We start from the raw sequence: 20,116 nt of genomic DNA, 5'->3' as shown, positions 1-20,116 counted from the left end.
CCCTGCGCGGGTGCGCCCCTTGTCGGCAGGTGGGGCCGCGGAGCCCGGTGCGGGGCCGCCGGAGCGGCCCGCGCGGCGGGGCGTCAGCCGGCCAGGCAGGACGGGCCGAGCAGCACCTTCAAGTCGCCGAAGAGCGCCGGATCCGGCTTCACCCGGTGCCGGTCGAGGCGCAGCACCGTCGTCTTGCGCGGGCCCTGGAGCTTGATCCGGACCTCGCTGTCGCCCCTGTGATGGCTGAGGATCTCGCCGAGGCGGCTGACCATCGGCGGGGTCACCTTGACCGCCGGGATGGTGAGCACCACGGGCGCGTTGGTGCCCGCGTTGGACAGGTCCGGGACCATCAGCTCCATCGCCACGAGCCGCGGCACGTCCTCGCGCTTGTCGAGCCGGCCCTTGACGAACACCACGGCGTCCTCGACGAGTTGGGTCGACACCAGCTGGTAGGTGGCCGGGAAGAACATGCACTCGATGGAGCCGGCGAGGTCCTCCACGGTGGCGATCGCCCAGGCGTTGCCCTGCTTGGTCATCTTGCGCTGCAGACCCGAGATGATGCCGCCGATGGTGACGACGGCGCCGTCCGCGTGCTCGCCTCCGGTGAGCTGGGCGATGCCCGCGTCGGCCTTGTCGGACAGCACGTGCTCCAGGCCGAAGAGCGGGTGGTCGGAGACGTACAGACCGAGCATCTCCCGCTCCTGGGCGAGCAGATAGGTCTTCTCCCACTCGTCGGTGGTGAATTCCACGTCGAGTCCGAAGCCGGGCTCGCTGCCGGTGTCCTCGCCCATCCCGCCGAAGAGGTCGAACTGGCCCTCGGCCTCCTTGCGCTTGACCGCGACCACGTTGTCGATCATCGGCTCGTACTGCGCGGTGAGGCCCTTGCGGGTGTGGCCCATGGTGTCGAAGGCGCCCGCCTTGATGAGCGATTCCGTGGTGCGCTTGTTGCACACGACCGCGTCGACCTTGTCGAGGTAGTCGGGGAAGGACGCGTACTTCCCCTTGGCCTTGCGGCACTTGATGATCGACTCGACCACGTTCGTGCCGACGTTGCGCACCGCCTCCAGGCCGAAGAGGATCACGTCGTCGCCCTGCGCGGCGAAGTTGTGCACCGACTCGTTGACGTTCGGCGGGAGCACCTTGATGCCCATGCGGCGGCACTCGTTGAGGTAGATCGCCGACTTGTCCTTGTCGTCCTTGACGGAGGTCAGGAGCGCGGCCATGTACTCGGCCGGGTAGTTCGCCTTGAGGTACGCGGTCCAGTACGACACCAGTCCGTACGCGGCCGAGTGCGCCTTGTTGAACGCGTAGCCGGCGAACGGGACCAGCACGTCCCACAGGGCCTGGATGGCCTCGTCGCTGTAGTCGTTCTTGCGGGCGCCGGTCTGGAAGATGGTGAAGTTCTTCGCCAGCTCCTCGGGCTTCTTCTTGCCCATGACGCGGCGGAGGATGTCGGCCTCGCCGAGCGAGTAACCCGCGATGATCTGGGCGGCCTTCTGCACCTGCTCCTGGTAGACGATCAGGCCGTAGGTGACGTCCAGGACCTCCTTGAGCGGCTCCTCCAGCTCCGGGTGGATCGGCGTGATCTCCTGCTGGCCGTTCTTGCGCAGCGCGTAGTTGGTGTGCGAGTTCATGCCCATCGGGCCCGGCCGGTACAGGGCGGACACGGCGGAGATGTCTTCGAAGTTGTCCGGCTTCATCAGGCGCAGCAGCGAGCGCATCGGACCGCCGTCGAACTGGAAGACGCCGAGGGTGTCGCCGCGCTGGAGCAGGTCGAAGGTCGTCGGGTCGTCGAGCGGGAGACCGAGGAGGTCGATGTCGACGCCCTTGTTGGCCTTCACCATCTTGACGGCGTCGTCCATGATCGTCAGGTTGCGCAGGCCCAGGAAGTCCATCTTCAGCAGGCCGAGCGACTCACAGCTCGGGTAGTCCCACTGGGTGATGGTCACGCCGTCCGTGTGCCGCACCCACACCGGGACGTGCTCGGTGATGGTCTCGCTGGACATGATGACGCCGGCGGCGTGCACGCCCATCTGCCGCACCAGGCCCTCCACACCGCGGGCGGTGTCGATGACCTTCTTCACGTCCGGCTCGTTCTCGTACATCCCGCGGACCTCGCCCGCCTCCGAGTAACGGGGGTGGGCGGAGTCGGTGATGCCGGACAGCGGGATGCCCTTGCCGAGGACGTCGGCGGGCATGGCCTTGGTGATCCGGTCGCCCATCGCGTACGGGTAGCCGAGCACGCGCGCGGAGTCCTTGATCGCGTTCTTGGCCTTGATGGTGCCGTAGGTGCCGATCATGGCGACCTTGTCGGCGCCGTATTTCTCCGTCACATACCTGATCACCTCGACGCGCCTACGCTCGTCGAAGTCGATGTCGACGTCGGGCATCGAGATGCGCTCGGGGTTGAGGAACCGCTCGAAGATCAGGCCGTGCGGGATCGGGTCGAGGTCGGTGATGCCGAGGGCGTACGCGACGATGGAGCCGGCGGCCGAGCCACGGCCGGGGCCGACCGCGATGCCGTTGTTCTTGGCCCACATGATGAAGTCGGCGACCACGAGGAAGTAGCCCGGGAACCCCATCTGGATGATGACGTCCATCTCGTACTCGGCCTGCTTCTGGCGGTCGTCGGGGACGCCGCCCGGGAAGCGGCGCTCCATGCCGCGGCGGACCTCCTCCTGGAACCAGGTGACCTCGGTGTAGCCCTCGGGGATGTCGAACTTGGGCATGAGGTCGCGCTTCTCGAACATGCCCGTGGTGTCGATCTGCTCGGCCACCAGGAGCGTGTTGCGGCAGCCCTCCTGCCAGGCGTCCGAGGAGTCGACGGCGTACATCTCGTCCGTGGACTTCAGGTAGTAGCCGGTGCCGTCGAACTTGAAGCGGTCGGGGTCGGAGAGGTTCTTGCCGGTCTGGATGCACAGCAGGGCGTCGTGGGCGGTCGCCTCGTGCGCGTACGTGTAGTGCGAGTCGTTGGTGACCAGCGGGGGGATGCCGAGCTTCTTGCCGATCTCCAGGAGGCCGTCGCGGACCCGGTGCTCGATGTCGATGCCGTGGTCCATCAGCTCCAGGAAGTAGCGGTCCTTGCCGAAGATGTCCTGGTACTCGGCGGCCGCCTTCAGCGCCTCGTCGTACTGGCCGAGGCGCAGCCGGGTCTGGAGCTCGCCGGACGGGCAGCCGGTGGAGGCGATCAGGCCCTCCGACCACTGGGCGATGGTCTCCTTGTCCATGCGGGGCCACTTCTGCAGCCAGCCCTCGGCGTACGCGTCCGAGGAGAGCCGGAAGAGGTTGTGCAGGCCCGTCCTGTTCGCCGCCCAGATCGTCTTGTGGGTGTAACCACCGGAGCCGGAGACGTCGTCCCGCTTCTGGTGCGGCTGGCCCCACTGGATCTTGCGCTTGTTGCGCCGGGACTCCGGGGCGACGTACGCCTCGATGCCGATGATCGGGGTGACCCCGGCCTTCTTCGCCGTATGGAAGAAGTCGTACGCCCCGTGGAGGTTGCCGTGGTCGGACATGGCGATATGGGTCATGCCCATCTCGTTGCAGGCGTTGAACATGTCCTTGAGCCGCGCGGCACCGTCCAGCAGCGAGTACTGGGTGTGGACGTGCAGGTGCGTGAAGGGCGGCTTCGACACGGTTTCGGCCTCCAAAGAAAACAATCGTCGACGATCTTCCGATCGGCTGCGGACGGTCCGGGGGGACAGCGTCGAAGTCTATGCCTCGGCACTGACACGCGGCGGGGTCCCCCGCGTACCTTCATCCGGAGAGCACGGGCACTCCCCCGGCCCGTCGCACGTTGCCGGGAGGGGGAAGATCCACCCCCCATGTCACGCACCATCCGCACCAGGAGGCACCCAGCGATGTCGGTCCCCCAGCTCAACGACGAGCAGCGCGGCGAGGAGATCCTCGCCGTCTTCGACACCGCCTTCGGCGAGCTGCTGGCCGCCGACCCAGCCGCGTTCCGCGTGAAGTTCCGCAAGATGGCGTCCTCGGCGTTCGCGTTCTACCGGGGCACGGCGTGCCTCTTCTACCACGACCTCGACGCCGAGCGAGGCGCCGGGCGGGGCGCCGGGCGGATACTGAACGGCCCGTACCTGGACGAGCGCACCTCGTGCGTGTGGATCCACGGCGACCTGCACGCGGAGAACTTCGGCACGTACATGGACTCCAACGGCCGCCTGGTCTTCAACGTCAACGACTTCGACGAGGCGTACGTCGGCCCGTTCACCTGGGACCTGAAGCGCTTCGCCGCCTCCATCGCCCTCGTCGGGTACGCGAAGGCGCTGAGCGACGAGCAGATCACCGACCTGGTCGCCGTCTACGCGTCCGCCTACCGCGAGCGCATCCACGCCCTGGCCACCGGCGCCAAGCGCGACGAGGTGCCGCCCTTCACGCTGGACACCGCGCGGGGTCCGCTGCTCGACGCGCTGCGTGACGCGCGCTCGCTGACCCGTTTCGGACTGCTGGACTCCATGACCGAGATCCGCGACTTCGAGCGCCGCTTCGCGCCCGGCGGCGGCTCCATCGAGCTGGACGCGGCCACCCGCTACAAGGTGCTCGCCGCCTTCGACGGCTACCTGGAGACGCTGCCGGATTCGTCGCTGGAGCGCCCGGACTCGTACCGCGTGAAGGACGTCGTGGGGCGGCGCGGCATCGGGATCGGCTCGGCCGGGCTGCCGTCGTACAACATCCTCCTGGAGGGCAACAGCGACGCCCTGGAGAACGACGTCGTGATCTACATCAAGCAGGCCCAGACCCCGGCCGTCTCCCGGCATGTCACCGACCCGGCGATCCGCGACTACTTCCAGCACGAGGGCCACCGCACGGTGATCTCCCAGCGCGCGCTGCAGGCGCACGCCGACCCGTGGCTGGGCTGGACCGAGCTGGACGGCGCGGGCCAGCTGGTCGCCGAGGTCTCGCCGTACGCCGTGGACCTGGACTGGGGCGACATCGACGATCTGGAGGAGATCGCCGCCGTCGTCGCCGACCTGGGCCGGGCCACCGCGACGATGCACGCCGCGGCGGACGACACCTCCGGCGAGTCCCTGGTGCCGTTCTCCACGGAGCGGGCCATCGACGCGGCGATCGCGGCCGACGAGGACGGATTCCCCGCCCTGCTGACCGACTTCGCCCACAGCTACGGCGCACGCGCGCGTGCCGACCACCGGATCTTTGTCGACCTGTTCCGCAACGGCCGGATCCCGGGGCTGTGATCAGCGGGATTCACAGGCACCCTTTAGGGGTCTCTTACATGAGTACGTGACAGACTCTCCACCGCTATGGACATATCCGGGACCCAGCTCAGAGCCGTGCGCGCGGCGCTGTTCACGGCTTTCGTCGTGACCCTCAGCACCGCGTCGCACGTGCTGCTGTCCCAGGTCCCGCTGCCGCTGCCGACCGTGGCCGCGGTCGCCGCGGGCGTCTTCGTCACCGCGTACGCGCTGGCGGGCCGCGAGCGCGGTTTTGGCCACATCGCGGCCCTGCTGATTCCGCTGGAGCTGGCCGCCGACACGGTGTTCACCACCGGCCAGCACGCCTGTTACGGCCGGGCAGGCGGCCCGGTCGCCGGCCCGCTGCGCGCGGTCGGGCTCGACGTGCTGTGCCAGGGCGGCACCGTGGGCGCCCCGCTGGCCCAGGTGACCGGCGGCCCCGGCCGCGCCGCCGCGCTCCTCGCGCACGCCGATCCGGTCGCCGCCTGGCTGCTGCTCGCCGCGCACGTCTGCGTCGGGCTCCTGGCGGCCTGCTGGCTGCGCCGCGGCGAGCGGGCGCTGGCCCAGCTGCTGCGCGCGGTCGCCGCCACCACGTTCCGGCCGCTGCTGCTGGCGGTGGCCGCGGTGGCGGTGGTGGTGCGGCGCACCCCGGCGCGCCGGCTGCCGCGCCCCGCGCCGCGGACGACCGCCGCCCGCGACCGGCTCCTCGTGCACTCCCTGGGACGGCGTGGACCGCCGTGCTCATGCTCCCCGGCCCCGTCGGCCGCACCGGTTTCACCGGTCTCTTCGGCCACTCCGGCCGCTCCGGCCGCTCCGGCCTTCGCCTGAGCGAGGCCGCCGGCCCGTCACGACGGGCCGGGCACAGCTGAGCACCAGAAGTCCCCCACACGTATCCCGCGCACGACCTGTGCGCGTCCCACATGGAGATCACCAATATGAGCAAGCGGAACAGCCAGTCGGCGAAGACGGCGGCCCGGGAACGGCTGCGCGAGGAGCGCGAGCGGCAGGCCAAGCGCGCCAAGGTCAGGCGGCAGCTCGTCGTGGCCTGCTCGGTGGTGGCCGTCCTCGCCGCCGCGGGCGGCATAGGTTACGCCGTCGTCCAGGCCAACAAGCCCAGCCACTGGGAGGCCCAGAAGGACGACAAGGTCGTCGCCCCGGCCAACACCACCGGCACCGACGGCACCACCGTCGTGATCGGCAAGAGCAGCGCGGAGAAGACCCTCAAGGTCTTCGAGGACCCACGCTGCCCGGTCTGCGCCCAGTTCGAGCAGACCGTCGGCCCGACCCTGAAGAAGGACGTCGACGACGGCAAGTTCAAGGTCCAGTTCATCGGCGGCACCTTCCTCGACGGCGACTCGCTGGGCAAGGGCAAGGTCGGCAGCAACGGCGAGGGCTCCAAGAACGCGATGAGCGCCATGGGCGCCGCGCTGAACGTGAGCCCGGAGGCGTTCCTGGACTACAAGGCCGCGCTGTACTCGGCGAAGTGGCACCCGGAGGAGACGAACGACAAGTTCAAGAGCGACGACTACCTCATCGAGGTCGCCGACACCGTCTCCGCCCTGAAGGGCAACACCAAGTTCCAGGACGCGGTGAAGAACGGCACCTACGACGCCTGGGCGCTGGCCATGTCGAAGACCTTCGACACCAACAAGGACGGCGTGACGGGCACCCCGAGCTTCGTCATGGACGGCAAGATGCTCACCGCCGACAGCCAGGGCAACCCGCCCATGACGGTCGACGACTTCAACCGGGTGGTGGACGCCGCCCTCAAGGGCTGACGCCCTGCGGGATCTGGCCCCCGGATGAAGAGCGGGCGAACTTCCCCCGTTCGCCCGCTCTTGTCCGTACCGCTCAGTAACCTGAGCGGTCGTGACCACTCGACACAGAGCATCCGAGGGCACCAACTCCCCCTCGCCACGCCGCCGTACGGTCGTCAAGGCCGCTGCGGCCACCGCCGGCGCGGCCCTGGCCGCCGCCCCGCTCGCCGCCGCGCTGCCCGCCCGGGCCGCCACCCAGGCCCCCGCCTTCCTGCACGGCGTCGCCTCCGGCGACCCGCTGCCCGACGGCGTCCTGCTGTGGACCCGGGTGACCCCGGCCGCCGATGCCGTCCCCGGCTCCGGCATCGGCCCGGACACCGAGGTCAGCTGGGTCGTCGCCCGTGACAAGGCGTTGACGGACGTCGTCACCCGGGGCTCCACGACCGCGACGGCCGCCGCCGACCACACCGTCAAGGCCGACATCCGCGGCCTCCGGCCCGCCACCGACTACTGGTTCCGCTTCTCGGCCGGCGGCACCGACTCCCCGGTGGCGCGCACCCGCACCGCGCCTGCGGCGGACGCGTCCGTCACGGGCCTGCGCTTCGGCGTGGTCTCCTGCGCCAACTGGGAGGCCGGCTACTTCGCCGCGTACCGCCACCTCGCGGCGCGCGGTGACCTGGACGCCTGGCTGCACCTCGGCGACTACATCTACGAGTACGGGTCCGGCGACTACGGGACCCGGGGCAGGGTCGTCCGCCCGCACACGCCCACACACGAGATCCTCACGCTCGCCGACTACCGCGCCCGGCACGGCACGTACAAGACCGACCCCGATCTGCGGGCCCTGCACCAGCAGGCACCGGTCATCGCGATCTGGGACGACCACGAGTTCGCCAACGACACCTGGTCCGGCGGCGCCGAGAACCACACCGAGGGCGCCGAGGGCACCTGGAGCGCCCGCCAGGCGGCCGCCAGGCAGGCCTACTTCGAGTGGATGCCGGTGCGCCCGGCCATCGCGGGCACCACCTACCGCCGGCTGCGCTTCGGCAAGCTCGCCGACCTGTCCCTGCTCGATCTGCGCTCCTTCCGCTCGCAGCAGGTGTCCACGGGCAGCGGTTCGGTGGACGACCCGGACCGTACGATCACGGGCCGCGCCCAACTCGACTGGCTGAAGGCCGGGTTGACGGCGTCCGACACCACCTGGCGGCTGGTCGGCAACTCGGTGATGATCTCGCCGTTCGTCGTCGGCTCCCTCGCCGCCGACCTGCTCAAGCCGCTGGCCAAGCTGCTCGGGCTGCCCCAGGAGGGGCTCGCCCTCAACACCGACCAGTGGGACGGCTACACCGACGACCGCCGCGAACTCCTCGCCCATCTGCGCTCGAACGCGATCCGCAACACGGTCTTCCTCACCGGCGACATCCACATGGCCTGGGCCAACGACGTGCCCGTGGACGCCGGGACCTATCCGCTGTCGCCGTCGGCCGCCACCGAGTTCGTGGTCACCTCGGTCACCTCCGACAACCTCGACGACATCGTGAAGGTCCCCGAGGGCACCGTCTCGGCGATCGCCGCGCCGGTCATCCGCGCGGCCAACCGGCACGTCCACTGGGTCGACACCGACCGCCACGGCTACGGCGTGCTGGACCTCACCGCGGACCGCGCACAGCTGGACTACTACGCCCTGTCCGACCGCACCGCCGCGAACGCGAGCTCCTCCTGGGTGCGTTCGTACCGCACGCGCAGCGGCACACAGAAGGTCGAGCGCACCTACGACCCGGTGTAGCCGCGGACTACAGAGCGCCGAGGAAGCCGAGCGCCACCCGCCAGGTGGCCTCGGCCGCCTCCTCGTCGTAGTCCGGCAGTCCGGGGTCGGTGTACAGATGGCCGGCCCCGGCGTACCGGTAGACCTCGACGTCCGCCCCCGCCCGGCCCAGCTGCAGATACCAGGCGCTCAGCCAGTCGTCCGTCTCGAACGGGTCCGGCTCGGCCACATGCAGCTGGACCGGCAGCCCGTCCACCGAGACGCCCGGCGCGATGTCCGAGGTCCCGTGCAGGAGCAGCAGGCCACGCGCCTTCTCGTCGCCGAGGGCCAGGGTCTGCGCGATGGAGGCGCCGAGCGAGAACCCGGCGTACACCAGCCCGCGCTCCGAGTAGGGCGCCGCCGCCAGCACGGCCCGCTTCAGCAGTTCGTCCTTGCCGATCTCGTCCTTGCAGGCCATGCCCTCCTCGACCGTCTCGAACGTGCGCCCCGCGAAGAGGTCCGGCGTCCACACCTCGTGCCCGGCGGCCCGCAACCGGTCGGCCGCGGCGCGCACCGCCGGTCGGCGGCCGTAGGTCGAGTGAAAGAGCATGATGTTCATGCCGCCATCGTGCCAGCCGGACACGGCAACGCCGCACGGCCGGATCGCGGCCGTCACCGATCGGCATGGTCACGGCCGCCGGAGCCGGTTACGTTCTCAGGCATGGAAATCGTGCTCCGCCCCCTGATCGTGGTCGGTGGCTGTGTCGTTCTGACCCTGCTCATCGGCTGGGCCACGGACCTGCTGCTGCGCAAGGCCGACGCGCGGCACAACGAGACCCCGCTGTGGGAGCTGCTGCGACGCGGCCGGATCCCGTACCAGCTGGTGCTGGCCGCGGCCCTGCTCAGAGGCTCCTACGAGCAGGCCCGCCTGCTGCCGGACCACCGGGTCGCCGTCGGCCGGACGCTGACCCTGGTGCTGATCGGCTCCGCGGCCTGGCTGGTGGTGCGGATCGCGGCGGCGATCGTCGAGACCTCCTACTCCCGCTACGCCCGTGTGCACCGCGATCCGGCCCGGGTCCGCCGGGTCCGTACCCAGGTGTCGCTGATCATGCGCGTGGTGGCCGCCGTGGTCGGCGTGGTGGCCGTGGCGGCGATGCTGCTGACGTTCCCGGCGATGCGCGCGGCCGGCGCCTCGCTGCTGGCCTCGGCAGGCATCCTCGGCATCGTCGCCGGTGTCGCCGCCCAGTCCACGCTGGCCAATCTGTTCGCGGGGCTGCAGATCGCGTTCGGCGACATGGTGCGGCTCGGCGACGTGGTGGTCGTGGACGGTGAGTGGGGCACCGTCGAGGAGATCACGCTGACCTTCCTGACCGTACGGACCTGGGATGAGCGCCGGATCACCATGCCGGTGTCGTACTTCACCTCCAAACCGTTCGAGAACTGGTCGCGCGGCACCCCGCAGCTGACCGGCGTCGTCTACTGGCACGTGGACCACTCGGCGCCGCTGGAGGCGATGCGGGAGAAGCTGCGCGACATCGTGCGCGAGTGCCCGGCCTGGGACGGCCGTTCGGCCAACCTCACCGTCACCGACGCGACGCCGAACACCATCCAGGTCCGTGCCCTGGTGACCGCCAAGGACTCGGACGACGTGTGGACGGTCCGGGTCACGGTGCGCGAGCAGATGATCCGCTGGCTGTGCGCGGAGCACCCGTACGCGCTGCCCCGGGTCAACACGGCGGACGCCGTGCCACCGCCGGGCGGCATCCCCGCCCAGGACGGTCCGGCCACGCGGCGGGCGCACGAGCCGCCGAGGACGGGCCGCGGCTGAGCCCGTCGGCCACCGGCCGCGCCGGATCGGTCAGTGACCGCGCTCTGCACCTCCGTTGACCTGGATGATCTGTGACGTGATGTGCCCCGCGCCCGGCGAGGCCAGCCAGTGCAGGGTGGTCGCGACGTCCCCCGGGGTGCCGGCCCGGCCGGTGGACGTCTCGGCGATCAGCCGCTCCCGTCTCGCCTCCTCGATCGCGCCCCCGAAGAACTCGGTGTCCTCCACATAGCCGGGCGCCACCACGTTCACGGTGATGCCGCGCGGGCCCAACTGCCGGGCCAGATCGTGGGCGTACGGATGCAGGGCCGCCTTGGCCGCCGCGTACGCCCCGGTTCCCGAGCCGCGGTAGGCGGCGATGGAGCTGAGGAACAGCACCCGCCCGCCGGGCTCGGCCAGCCGCTCCTTGAGCGCCTCCGTGAGGAGCACGGCGGTCAGGGTGTTGATCCGGAAGTTGACCGACCAGGTGTGCGCGACGGCGTCGAGGGGGTCCTCGGCGGGCCCCTCGGGTTCCCGGCCCCCGTTGCCGCCGGCGCTGTGCACGAGCACGTCCACGGTGCCGAGCTCCTCAGCGACGAACCGCGCCACGCCGCGCACGCCCGCCGGGTCGCCGAGGTCGACGGCGTACGTCAGCGCCCCCGGCACTCCCGCCTCCTCCAGCACCCCGCCGCGCCGCCCGAGCAGCAGCACCCGGTCACCGTCCGCCGCGAAGACCCGGGCCGCCGCACGCCCGATCCCCGTCCCACCACCACTGATCACAATGTTGCGAGCCATGATCCGAGAGTACGAGCGGGGCGCCGCCCGGGCCTCCGGTTGTCCACACCCCCCGTGTGCTCATATGACCGCCCTCGGCCGGCCAAGCGGATCCGGCCGGCCAAACGGATCCCGTCGGCCGCTCAGCGCAGGCTGCGCACGTCCAGATGCCGCAGCACCCGGTCCACGATCTCCGGATCCGCCCCCGGCTCGCTCCGCGCCGCCAGCACCTCGTGCCGCGCCGCGCTGAGCAGCTCCTGCTGGATCCGCCGCAGCCGCTTCACCCGCCGCACCCGCTGCTCGTGCGCCTCCCGGCGCTCGCCCTCGCCGATGTCGGGGCTGATCCGCACCCCGATGTCGAAGGCCCGCCGCAGCATCTGCTCGGACAGCTCCTCCGGCAGCTCCTCGACCTCCTCGATCTCCCGCAGCCGCCGCTTCGCCGCCCGTGCCGCCCGCACCGCCAGCTGCTTCTCGAACTCCTTCTCCCGCTCGGTGTCCGCCCGCACCCCGAGCCGCTTCACCAGCCACGGCAGGGTCAGCCCCTGGAGCACCAGCGTCGCCATGATCACCCCGAACGCGATGAACACGATCTCGTCCCGGTCGGGGAAGGGCGACCCGTCCTCGGTCGTCAGCGGAATGGCCAGCGCCAGGGCCACCGAGGCCACCCCGCGCATCCCCGACCACCACATGACGACGGTCTCGCGCAGGCTCATCGGGATGTCCTCGTCGAAGTCCCGTTTCGCGTGCAGCCGTTTGGTGAGCCAGGTGGCGGGCAGCAGCCACAGCAGCCGTACGAGCACCACGACACCCGCCACGGCGGCGGCCCAGCCGAGCATCTCGGCCCAGTGGCCGGAGGCCGTCCGGATCGCGTTGTGCAGTTCGAGCCCGATCAGTCCGAACGCGACCCCGGTGACGAGCGTGTCGACGATGTCCCAGAAGGTGTGCCCGGCGAGCCGGGTCATCACGTCGTCGGCGTCGGTGGCGTACTCGGAGATGAACAGCGCGGTGGTGAGCACGGCCAGCACGCCGGAGCCGTGCAGCTCCTCGGCCAGCACGTACGACACGTACGGCACCAGCAGGGTCAGCCCGATCTGCAGGGTCGCGTCCCCGAGCACGTCCATCAGCTTGTTCGCGCCCCAGCCCAGGACGAGTCCCACGGCGACGGCGACCACGGCGGACAGCACCAGGTCGATCCCGGCCCGCCAGGGCGAGAAGGTGCCGCTGACGACGGCGGCGATCGCCACGTGGTACAGCACGATCGCGGTGACGTCGTTGAACAGCCCCTCGCCCTCGAGGATCGACACCAGCCGGCGCGGCAGTCCGAGCTGCCCGGCGACAGCGGTGGCGGCGACCGGGTCGGGCGGGGCGACCAGCGCGCCCAGCGCCACGGCGGCGGCGATCGGCAGACCGGGCACGATCGCGTTGGCCACGACGGCCACGCAGACGGTCGTGACGAACACCAGGGCCACGGCCAGCAGGAAGATCGGCCGTTTGTTGGCCGCGAACTGCCGCCAGGACGTGCGCCGCACCGCCGCGTACAGCAGTGGCGGCAGCAGTGCGGGCAGGATCAGCTCGGGCGGGATGTTCACGTTGGGCACGAAGTCGAGCACCGCGAGGACGATGCCGAACAGGGTCACCAGGATCGGGGCGGGCAGCCCGAGCCGGTCTCCCAGCGGGACGCTGACCAGGGCCCCGAGCAGCAACACGAACAGCAGGGCCAACTGATCCACTGTCAGCGCTCCGGGAGTCGACGATCACACAACAGTGCTCAAGCCTGCCATGTCCCCCTTTGCCCCCGCCTTTGCCCCCGCCCGCCGGGCTCAGCGGCTACAGGGCGCGCCGCATCGCCCGGTGCGGGATCCCCGCCTCCGGGTACTCCGGCCCGTACGGCGTGTAGCCCAGCCGCTCGTAGAAGCCCAGGGCGTGCGTCTGGGCGTGCAGGTCGACCGCCGTCAGGCCACGCGCGCGTGCCGCCTCCTCGATGGCCCGCACCAGCGCCACGCCGACGCCGAGCCCGCGCGCCTCCCGGCGGACCGCGAGCCGCCCCAGCGAGCCGAGCGACGGGTCGCCGCCGGTCTTCTCGGCGGCCCTCGCGCCGTACAGCAGCCGGCCGGTGCCGAGTGGCACCCCGTCCTCGCCCACCGCCAGCACCTGCACGGCGACGGCGTCGTACGCGTCGTACTCGATGTCCTGCGGGACGCCCTGCTCGACGACGAAGACCTCCTTGCGCACCGCGAAGCAGGCCTCGCGGTCGGCCGGATTCTCGGCGACGCGCACCGTGTACGGCGCGCTCACGCGTAGGTCTCCTCGCGGACCCGGTCCAGCGCCTGCTGCAGATCCTCCGGGTAGTCGCTGGCGAACTCGGCCCACGTGCCGTCCCCGGGGTGTTCGAAGCCCAGGCGCACGGCGTGCAGCCACTGGCGGCCGAGGCGCAGCCGCTTGGCGAGCGTGGGGTCGGCGCCGTAGGTGAGGTCGCCGACGCAGGGGTGGCGGTGGGCTGCCATGTGGACCCGGATCTGGTGGGTGCGGCCGGTCTCCAGCTTCACGTCGAGCAGGGAGGCGGCGCGGAACGCCTCGATGAGGTCGTAGTGCGTGACGGACGGCTTGCCGTCGGCGGTGACCGCCCACTTGTAGTCGTGGTGGGGGTGGCGGCCGATGGGGGCGTCGATGGTGCCGCTGGTCGGGTCCGGGTGGCCCTGGACCAGGGTGTGGTAGCGCTTGTCGACCGTGCGCTCCTTGAACTGGCGCTTGAGCGACGTGTACGCGTACTCGGACTTGGCGACCACCATCAGGCCCGACGTGCCGACGTCGAGGCGGTGCACGATGCCCTGGCGCTCGGCCGCGCCGGAGGTGGAGATCCGGTAGCCGGCCGCGGCGAGTCCGCCGATGACCGTCGGCCCGCTCCAGCCCGGCGACGGGTGGGCCGCGACGCCGACCGGCTTGACGATCACCACGATGTCGTCGTCGTCGTGCACGATCTCCATGCCCTCGACCGGCTCGGCGACCACCTGCACCGGGGCGGGCGCCTGCGGCATCTCGACCTCGAGCCAGGCCCCGCCGCGCACCCGCTCCGACTTGCCGACCACCGCGCCGTCGACCTGTACCTTGCCCGCCGCGGCCAGCTCCGCCGCCTTCGTCCGGGAGAAGCCGAACATCCGGGAGATGGCGGCATCGACACGCTCACCCTCCAGGCCGTCGGGCACGGGCAGGGTACGGATCTCGGGAATCGTGCTCACCCGTCGAGTATGCCGGACGGGGCCGACAGCCTCGTACGAGAGTGCCGCGGCCCCCGGCCCGGATCCGGGGCCGCCGCGGTCAGTCCCGGTGGACGGTGCCGTCCGGATCGAGGCCGCGGAACGACAGCAGCACGATCAGGATGCCGCCGCAGACGATCGCCGAGTCGGCCAGATTGAACACCGCGAAGCCCTTGGGGGCGATGAAGTCGACGACCTCGCCCTCGAAGACGCCCGGCGAGCGGAAGATCCGGTCGGTCAGGTTGCCGAGCGCACCGCCGAGCAGCAGGCCGAGCGCGACCGCCCAGGGCAGGCTGTAGAGCTTGCGGGCGAGGCGGATGATCACCACGATCACGGCCGCCGCGATCACGGTGAAGATGATCGTGAAGGCCTGTCCGACCCCGAAGGCGGCGCCGGGGTTGCGGATGGCGTTGAACTCCAGCCAGTCGCCGACGACCTCGATCGGCGCATGGTGCTCCAGCTTCGCGACCACGATCATCTTGCTGATCAGGTCGAGGGCGTACGCGAAGACGGCCACCCCGAAGAGCACGGCGATCCGGCGCCTGCCCCGGGGCCGCTCGGCCGGGATGTCCTGTTGGTCCGCTCCGGCCGTCCGCTCGTCGCTGTCGTCCGGGGTGTCCGGCGTACCGATGATGCGCTCCGCCTCTGTCACGTGAGTCCCTCAACCTAGGTACCTGGCTGGGGACGAGACTACGGCACGCCCGGGACGACCCACGCGCTCAGTAGCGGCGTTCCTGCTTCTGCTTGCACTCGACGCACAGGGTGGCCCTCGGGAAGGCCTGCATCCGGGCCTTCCCGATGGGATTGCCGCAGTTCTCGCAGAGGCCGTACGTGCCCGTGTCGAGCTGCTGCAGGGCGCGCTCGGCCTGGACGAGCATCTCGCGCGCGTTGGCGGCCAGCGCCATCTCGTGCTCGCGCGTGATGTTCTTGGTGCCGGTGTCCGCCTGGTCGTCGCCGGCGCCGTCCCCGGAGTCGCGCATCAGGCCCACCAGCGAGGCCTCGGAGGAGCTGATCTCGGTGCGCAGCCGCTCCACCTCGGACAGCAGCTCCGCGCGGGCCTCCTCGACCTCCTCCGGCGTCCAGGGGGCCTCGCCCGGGCGGACCGCGAGCTCGCCGGGTCCCGCCGCCGCGGCGACCCGCGCCTTGGGGACGGCGGTCGTGGCCGCCGTGGCCGTGCCAGGAGTCTTCTTCGCAACCACCGTCATGGCTCCCGTCTGCTTCGCGGCCTGCGCCGCGCCCGCTTTCTTGGCCGTGCTCTGCTTGCCCGCGCCCTTGGCGGCGTCCTTCGGGGAGCCGCCCTCCCGCGCCACCGTCCGCTCGGCGGCCGCCGCCCCCTTGGCCGCCGTCTTCTCGGCCGCCGTGCTGCCTGCGACCGCCTTCTTGGTGGCCGTCTTCTTCTGGGCGGCCTTCTTCCGAACCGCCTTCTTCTGTGCCGTCTTCTTCGCGGCCGGCTCCTCGGCCGGCTTCTTCTTCGCGGCCGGCGCCTTCACGGCCGCCCTCTTCGGCGCCGGCTCCGCGGCGACCGCCTCCTTCGGGGCGGTCTCCGCGGCGGCCTTCCGGGTGGTCTCCTTGCCGACCGCCTTCTCGGCCGCCTTCTTCCGCGCGGCGGCCTTCCGGGGAGGCGCCGTCCCGGCGATCTCCTTGGCCGGGACCTTCCCCACCGCCACCTCGGCCGCGTTCTTCGAGGGCGCCCGCTTCGCCGCGGGCGCCTTCTTCGCGGCCCGCCCCTGCGTGGTCTTCTTGCCTCCCGCGTCCTTGACCGAGCCGCCGGAGGCACCCACGGCGGCGGCCCGGGACCTGCCCGATGCCGACTGCTGTACGGCGGTCTTCTTCGCCACCATGGCCGCGGCCCCTTCACATATTGTGATCTTGCGCGCGAATCGTGCTGGGACGATAAATCGACTTGCGTCCCGCGGCAACGGGGCACGCCGCCCGATCCACCCGCCCCGCGACCCCAGCGCGGCAAGCCTTCATGCGTTGTGCCCAGCTACCCGCCGGGTAATCCGCCGAGCCGGGCATCCCAGGATACGAACACCCGTACCTCTCCATTCGGGTCATCTCACCATCTGGCGGTCTCCCTCGCCACCGGTGCCGGAAATCCGGTCGGCCGCTGTCCCCGGAGCGCCGTACACTGGGCGGAGCGAAAAGCGTGGATGGGGACGAGTAGCGGCGTACGCAGCCCAGAGCGACCCGGGGACGGTGGGAGCCCGGGGGCGAGCGCGACGTGAAGATCACCCCGGAGCCGCCGGAAGAAAGCCGTGGAAGACCCACCACGGCCGGTAGAACCGGCATCGCGACCCCAATGAGGGGGCTCACCGGCGCGTAAGACGCATCGGGGGCCAAGGAGGGTGGTACCGCGGGAGCGCGCCGCACACGGCGTCGACAGGCCAGAAGGCTCTCGTCCCTCCGACGGAAGGCAGCACGTTCCGTTGGAGGAAGCCCGCAGATGACAGCGCCGACGTACCGCCAGGTGCCCGCCCAGGTCGACCTGCCCGCGCTCGAGCACGGGGTGCTCGACTTCTGGCGGGAGCAGAAGATCTTCGCCAAGAGCCTGGAGCAGTCCGAGGGCCGCCCCGAGTGGGTGTTCTACGAGGGCCCGCCCACCGCCAACGGCATGCCCGGCGCCCACCACATCGAGGCCCGCGTCTTCAAGGACGTCTTCCCCCGCTTCCGCACCATGCGCGGCTACCACGTGGGCCGCAAGGCGGGCTGGGACTGCCACGGCCTGCCGGTGGAGCTGGCCGTCGAGAAGGAGCTGGGCTTCTCCGGCAAGCAGGACATCGAGGCGTACGGCATCGCCGAGTTCAACGCGAAGTGCCGCGAGTCCGTCCTGCGGCACACCGACGCCTTCTCCGAGCTGACGACCCGCATGGGCTACTGGGTCGACCTCGACGACGCCTACGTCACGATGGACCCCGAGTACATCGAATCGGTCTGGTGGTCGCTGAAGGAGATCTTCGGCAAGGGCCTGCTGGTCCAGGACCACCGCGTCGCCCCTTGGTGCCCGCGGTGCGGCACGGGCCTGTCGGACCACGAGCTGGCGCAGGGCTACGAGACGGTCGTCGACCCGTCCGTCTACGTCCGCTTCCCCCTCACCTCCGGCCCGCTCGCGGGCGAGGCCGCGCTCCTGGTGTGGACGACCACCCCCTGGACCCTGGTGTCCAACACGGCGGTCGCCGCGCACCCCGAGGTCACCTATGTCGTCGCGACCGACGGCAAGGAGCGGCTGGTCGTCGCCGAGCCGCTGGTCGCCAAGGCGCTCGGCGAGGGCTGGGAGACCACCGGCCGGACCTTCACCGGCGCCGAGATGGAGCGCTGGACCTATCAACGCCCCTTCGAGCTGGTGGAGTTCCCCGAACCGGCCCACTACGTGGTCAACGCCGAGTACGTCACGACCGAGGACGGCACGGGCCTGGTCCACCAGTCCCCCGCCTTCGGCGAGGACGACCTCAAGGTCTGCCGCGCCTACGGCCTGCCGGTCGTCAACCCGGTCCGCCCGGACGGCACCTTCGAGGAGGACGTCCCGCTGGTCGGCGGCGTCTTCTTCAAGAAGGCCGACGAGAAGCTCACCGAGGACCTCGCCGCGCGCGGCCTGCTCTTCCGGCACGTGCCGTACGAGCACAGCTACCCGCACTGCTGGCGCTGCCACACGGCGCTGCTCTACTACGCGCAGCCGTCCTGGTACATCCGCACCACGGCGATCAAGGACCGGCTCCTGGAGGAGAACGAGAAGACCAACTGGTTCCCGGAGACGGTCAAGCACGGCCGGTACGGGGACTGGCTGAACAACAACATCGACTGGGCCCTGTCCCGCAACCGCTACTGGGGCACCCCGCTGCCCATCTGGCGCTGCGAGGACGGCCATCTCACCTGTGTGGGCTCCCGCGCCGAACTCACCGAGCTGACCGGCACCGACCAGTCCGGCCTCGACCCGCACCGCCCGTTCATCGACGAGGTCACCTTCGCCTGCCCCGAGTGCGCGCAGCCGGCCACACGCGTGCCGGAGGTCATCGACGCCTGGTACGACTCGGGCTCGATGCCGTTCGCGCAGTGGGGCTACCCGTACAAGAACAAGGAGCTGTTCGAGAGCCGGTACCCGGCGCAGTTCATCTCCGAGGCCATCGACCAGACCCGCGGCTGGTTCTACACGCTGATGGCGGTCGGCACGCTGGTCTTCGACAGGTCGTCGTACGAGAACGTCGTCTGCCTGGGCCACATCCTCGCCGAGGACGGCCGCAAGATGTCCAAGCACCTGGGCAACATCCTGCAGCCGATCCCGCTCATGGACCGGCACGGCGCGGACGCGGTGCGCTGGTTCATGGCGGCCGGCGGCTCGCCGTGGGCGGCCCGCCGCGTGGGGCACGGCACCATCCAGGAGGTCGTCCGCAAGACGCTCCTCACGTACTGGAACACGGTCGCCTTCCAGGCCCTGTACGCGCGCACGTCGGAGTGGGCCCCGTCCGCGGCGGACCCGGCCCCGGCCGACCGCCCGCTGCTGGACCGCTGGCTGCTCTCCGAACTGCACGCGCTCACCGACCAGGTGACCCAGTCCCTGGAGGCGTACGACACCCAGCGCGCCGGCAAGCTGCTGTCCGCCTTCGTCGACGACCTCTCGAACTGGTACGTCCGCCGCTCGCGCCGCCGCTTCTGGCAGGGCGACAAGGCCGCGCTGCGCACCCTGCACGAGGTCGTCGAGACGGTGACGAAGCTGATGGCCCCGCTGACCCCGTTCATCACGGAGCGCGTCTGGCAGGACCTGATCGTGCCGGTCACCCCGGGCGCGCCCGAGTCGGTGCACCTGGCGTCCTGGCCCGCGGCGGAGCTGTCGGCGATCGACCCGGAGCTGTCGCGGCAGATGGTCCTGGTCCGCCGGCTGGTGGAGCTGGGCCGCGCCACGCGCGCGGAGTCGGGCGTCAAGACCCGGCAGCCGCTGTCGCGTGCCCTGGTCGCGGTCGCGGGCTTCGAGTCCCTCCACCCCGAGCTGCACGCGCAGATCACCGACGAGCTGAACGTCAGCTCGCTGGCCTCTCTCTCGGAGGTGGGCGGCTCCCTCGTCGACACGACGGCCAAGGCGAACTTCCGCGCGCTGGGCAAGCGGTTCGGCAAGCGCGTCCAGGACGTCGCCAAGGCCATCGCGAACGCCGACGCGGCGGCGCTGTCCCTGGCCCTGCGTGAAGGCACCGCGTCCGTGGAGGTCGACGGCGAGACGGTCGCCCTGGCCCCGGACGAGGTGATCATCACGGAGACCCCGCGCGAGGGCTGGTCGGTGGCCTCGGACTCGGGCGCCACCGTGGCCCTCGACCTGGAGATCACGGAGGAGCTGCGCCAGGCGGGCCTCGCCCGTGACGCGATCCGGCTGATCCAGGAGTCCCGCAAGAACAGCGGCCTCGACGTGGCCGACCGGATCGCACTGCGCTGGACCGCCACGGACCCGGCGGTCATCGCGGCGCTGAGCGAGCACACGGCACTGATCGCCGACGAGGTCCTGGCCACGGACTTCGCCCAGGGCGAGGCGGACGACTCCTACGGGAAGCCGTTCACCGACGAGGGTCTGTCGCTGACCTTCCGGCTGCGCAAGGCGTAGGGCC

General features: G+C 71.0%; 14 protein-coding genes. 6 read left to right on the top strand and 8 right to left on the bottom strand.

The window, feature by feature from the left end; all coding sequences use genetic code 11:
- Positions 1 to 83: 83 nt before the first annotated feature.
- Complete coding sequence (gene dnaE / locus CTZ28_RS04830; protein ID WP_121888106.1) at positions 84 to 3,623, bottom strand: DNA polymerase III subunit alpha; 3,540 nt, start codon at positions 3,621 to 3,623, stop codon at positions 84 to 86.
- 225 nt (positions 3,624 to 3,848) lie between these two features.
- On the opposite strand from dnaE, the gene CTZ28_RS04825 reads away from it, so the two are divergent.
- From CTZ28_RS04825 to CTZ28_RS04810, 4 genes are all read left to right on the top strand, one after another.
- A complete protein-coding gene (locus CTZ28_RS04825) occupies positions 3,849 to 5,201 on the top strand; it encodes a DUF2252 domain-containing protein (RefSeq protein WP_121887954.1) in 1,353 nt (450 codons plus the stop codon).
- A 66-nt stretch (positions 5,202 to 5,267) separates the two neighbouring features.
- Entirely contained in the window at positions 5,268 to 6,026 is a 759-nt protein-coding gene (locus CTZ28_RS04820) for a hypothetical protein (protein ID WP_121887953.1), read from the top strand.
- 107 nt (positions 6,027 to 6,133) lie between these two features.
- Entirely contained in the window at positions 6,134 to 6,976 is an 843-nt protein-coding gene (locus tag CTZ28_RS04815; protein WP_121887952.1) for a thioredoxin domain-containing protein, read from the top strand.
- A 91-nt stretch (positions 6,977 to 7,067) separates the two neighbouring features.
- Complete coding sequence (locus tag CTZ28_RS04810) at positions 7,068 to 8,738, top strand: alkaline phosphatase D family protein (RefSeq protein ID WP_121887951.1); 1,671 nt, start codon at positions 7,068 to 7,070, stop codon at positions 8,736 to 8,738.
- Positions 8,739 to 8,745: 7 nt separating this feature from the next.
- Here the strand turns inward: CTZ28_RS04810 and CTZ28_RS04805 are convergent, their stop codons facing one another.
- A complete protein-coding gene (locus CTZ28_RS04805) occupies positions 8,746 to 9,315 on the bottom strand; it encodes a dienelactone hydrolase family protein (protein ID WP_121887950.1) in 570 nt (189 codons plus the stop codon).
- 102 nt (positions 9,316 to 9,417) lie between these two features.
- On the opposite strand from CTZ28_RS04805, the gene CTZ28_RS04800 reads away from it, so the two are divergent.
- Complete coding sequence (locus CTZ28_RS04800) at positions 9,418 to 10,524, top strand: mechanosensitive ion channel family protein (protein WP_121887949.1); 1,107 nt, start codon at positions 9,418 to 9,420, stop codon at positions 10,522 to 10,524.
- A gap of 30 nt (positions 10,525 to 10,554) precedes the next feature.
- Here CTZ28_RS04800 and CTZ28_RS04795 read toward each other — a convergent pair whose 3' ends face one another.
- The 6 genes from CTZ28_RS04795 to CTZ28_RS04770 all read right to left on the bottom strand — a co-directional run bounded on the left by CTZ28_RS04795 (position 10,555) and on the right by CTZ28_RS04770 (position 16,369).
- Complete coding sequence (locus CTZ28_RS04795) at positions 10,555 to 11,295, bottom strand: SDR family NAD(P)-dependent oxidoreductase (protein ID WP_121887948.1); 741 nt, start codon at positions 11,293 to 11,295, stop codon at positions 10,555 to 10,557.
- Positions 11,296 to 11,417: 122 nt separating this feature from the next.
- Positions 11,418 to 13,004: a Na+/H+ antiporter gene (locus tag CTZ28_RS04790; RefSeq protein WP_121887947.1), complete on the bottom strand. Its 1,587-nt coding sequence runs from the start codon at positions 13,002 to 13,004 to the stop codon at positions 11,418 to 11,420.
- Between the two features lie 97 nt (positions 13,005 to 13,101).
- The gene (locus CTZ28_RS04785) at positions 13,102 to 13,569 is read right to left on the bottom strand and encodes a GNAT family N-acetyltransferase (protein ID WP_121887946.1); all 468 of its coding nucleotides are present in this window, start codon (positions 13,567 to 13,569) and stop codon (positions 13,102 to 13,104) included.
- Positions 13,566 to 14,510 (bottom strand): RluA family pseudouridine synthase, encoded by a 945-nt coding sequence (locus CTZ28_RS04780; RefSeq protein ID WP_121887945.1) that lies wholly within the window; start codon positions 14,508 to 14,510, stop codon positions 13,566 to 13,568. Before CTZ28_RS04780 ends, CTZ28_RS04785 begins: the two co-directional genes overlap by 4 nt.
- Positions 14,511 to 14,589: 79 nt before the next feature.
- On the bottom strand, positions 14,590 to 15,180 hold the full coding sequence (gene lspA / locus CTZ28_RS04775) for a signal peptidase II (protein WP_121887944.1): 591 nt from the start codon (positions 15,178 to 15,180) through the stop codon (positions 14,590 to 14,592).
- A gap of 67 nt (positions 15,181 to 15,247) precedes the next feature.
- Entirely contained in the window at positions 15,248 to 16,369 is a 1,122-nt protein-coding gene (locus CTZ28_RS04770) for a TraR/DksA family transcriptional regulator (protein ID WP_121887943.1), read from the bottom strand.
- A gap of 605 nt (positions 16,370 to 16,974) precedes the next feature.
- Between CTZ28_RS04770 and ileS the strand changes: the two genes are divergently transcribed.
- A complete protein-coding gene (ileS, locus tag CTZ28_RS04760; protein ID WP_121887942.1) occupies positions 16,975 to 20,112 on the top strand; it encodes an isoleucine--tRNA ligase in 3,138 nt (1,045 codons plus the stop codon).
- The last annotated feature ends 4 nt before the right edge of the window (positions 20,113 to 20,116 follow it).

Source organism: Streptomyces shenzhenensis (assembly GCF_003688995.1).
In the GTDB taxonomy this organism is placed as follows: Bacteria; Actinomycetota; Actinomycetes; order Streptomycetales; family Streptomycetaceae; genus Streptomyces; species Streptomyces shenzhenensis_A.
This window is presented reverse-complemented; position numbering and strand designations above follow the sequence as displayed.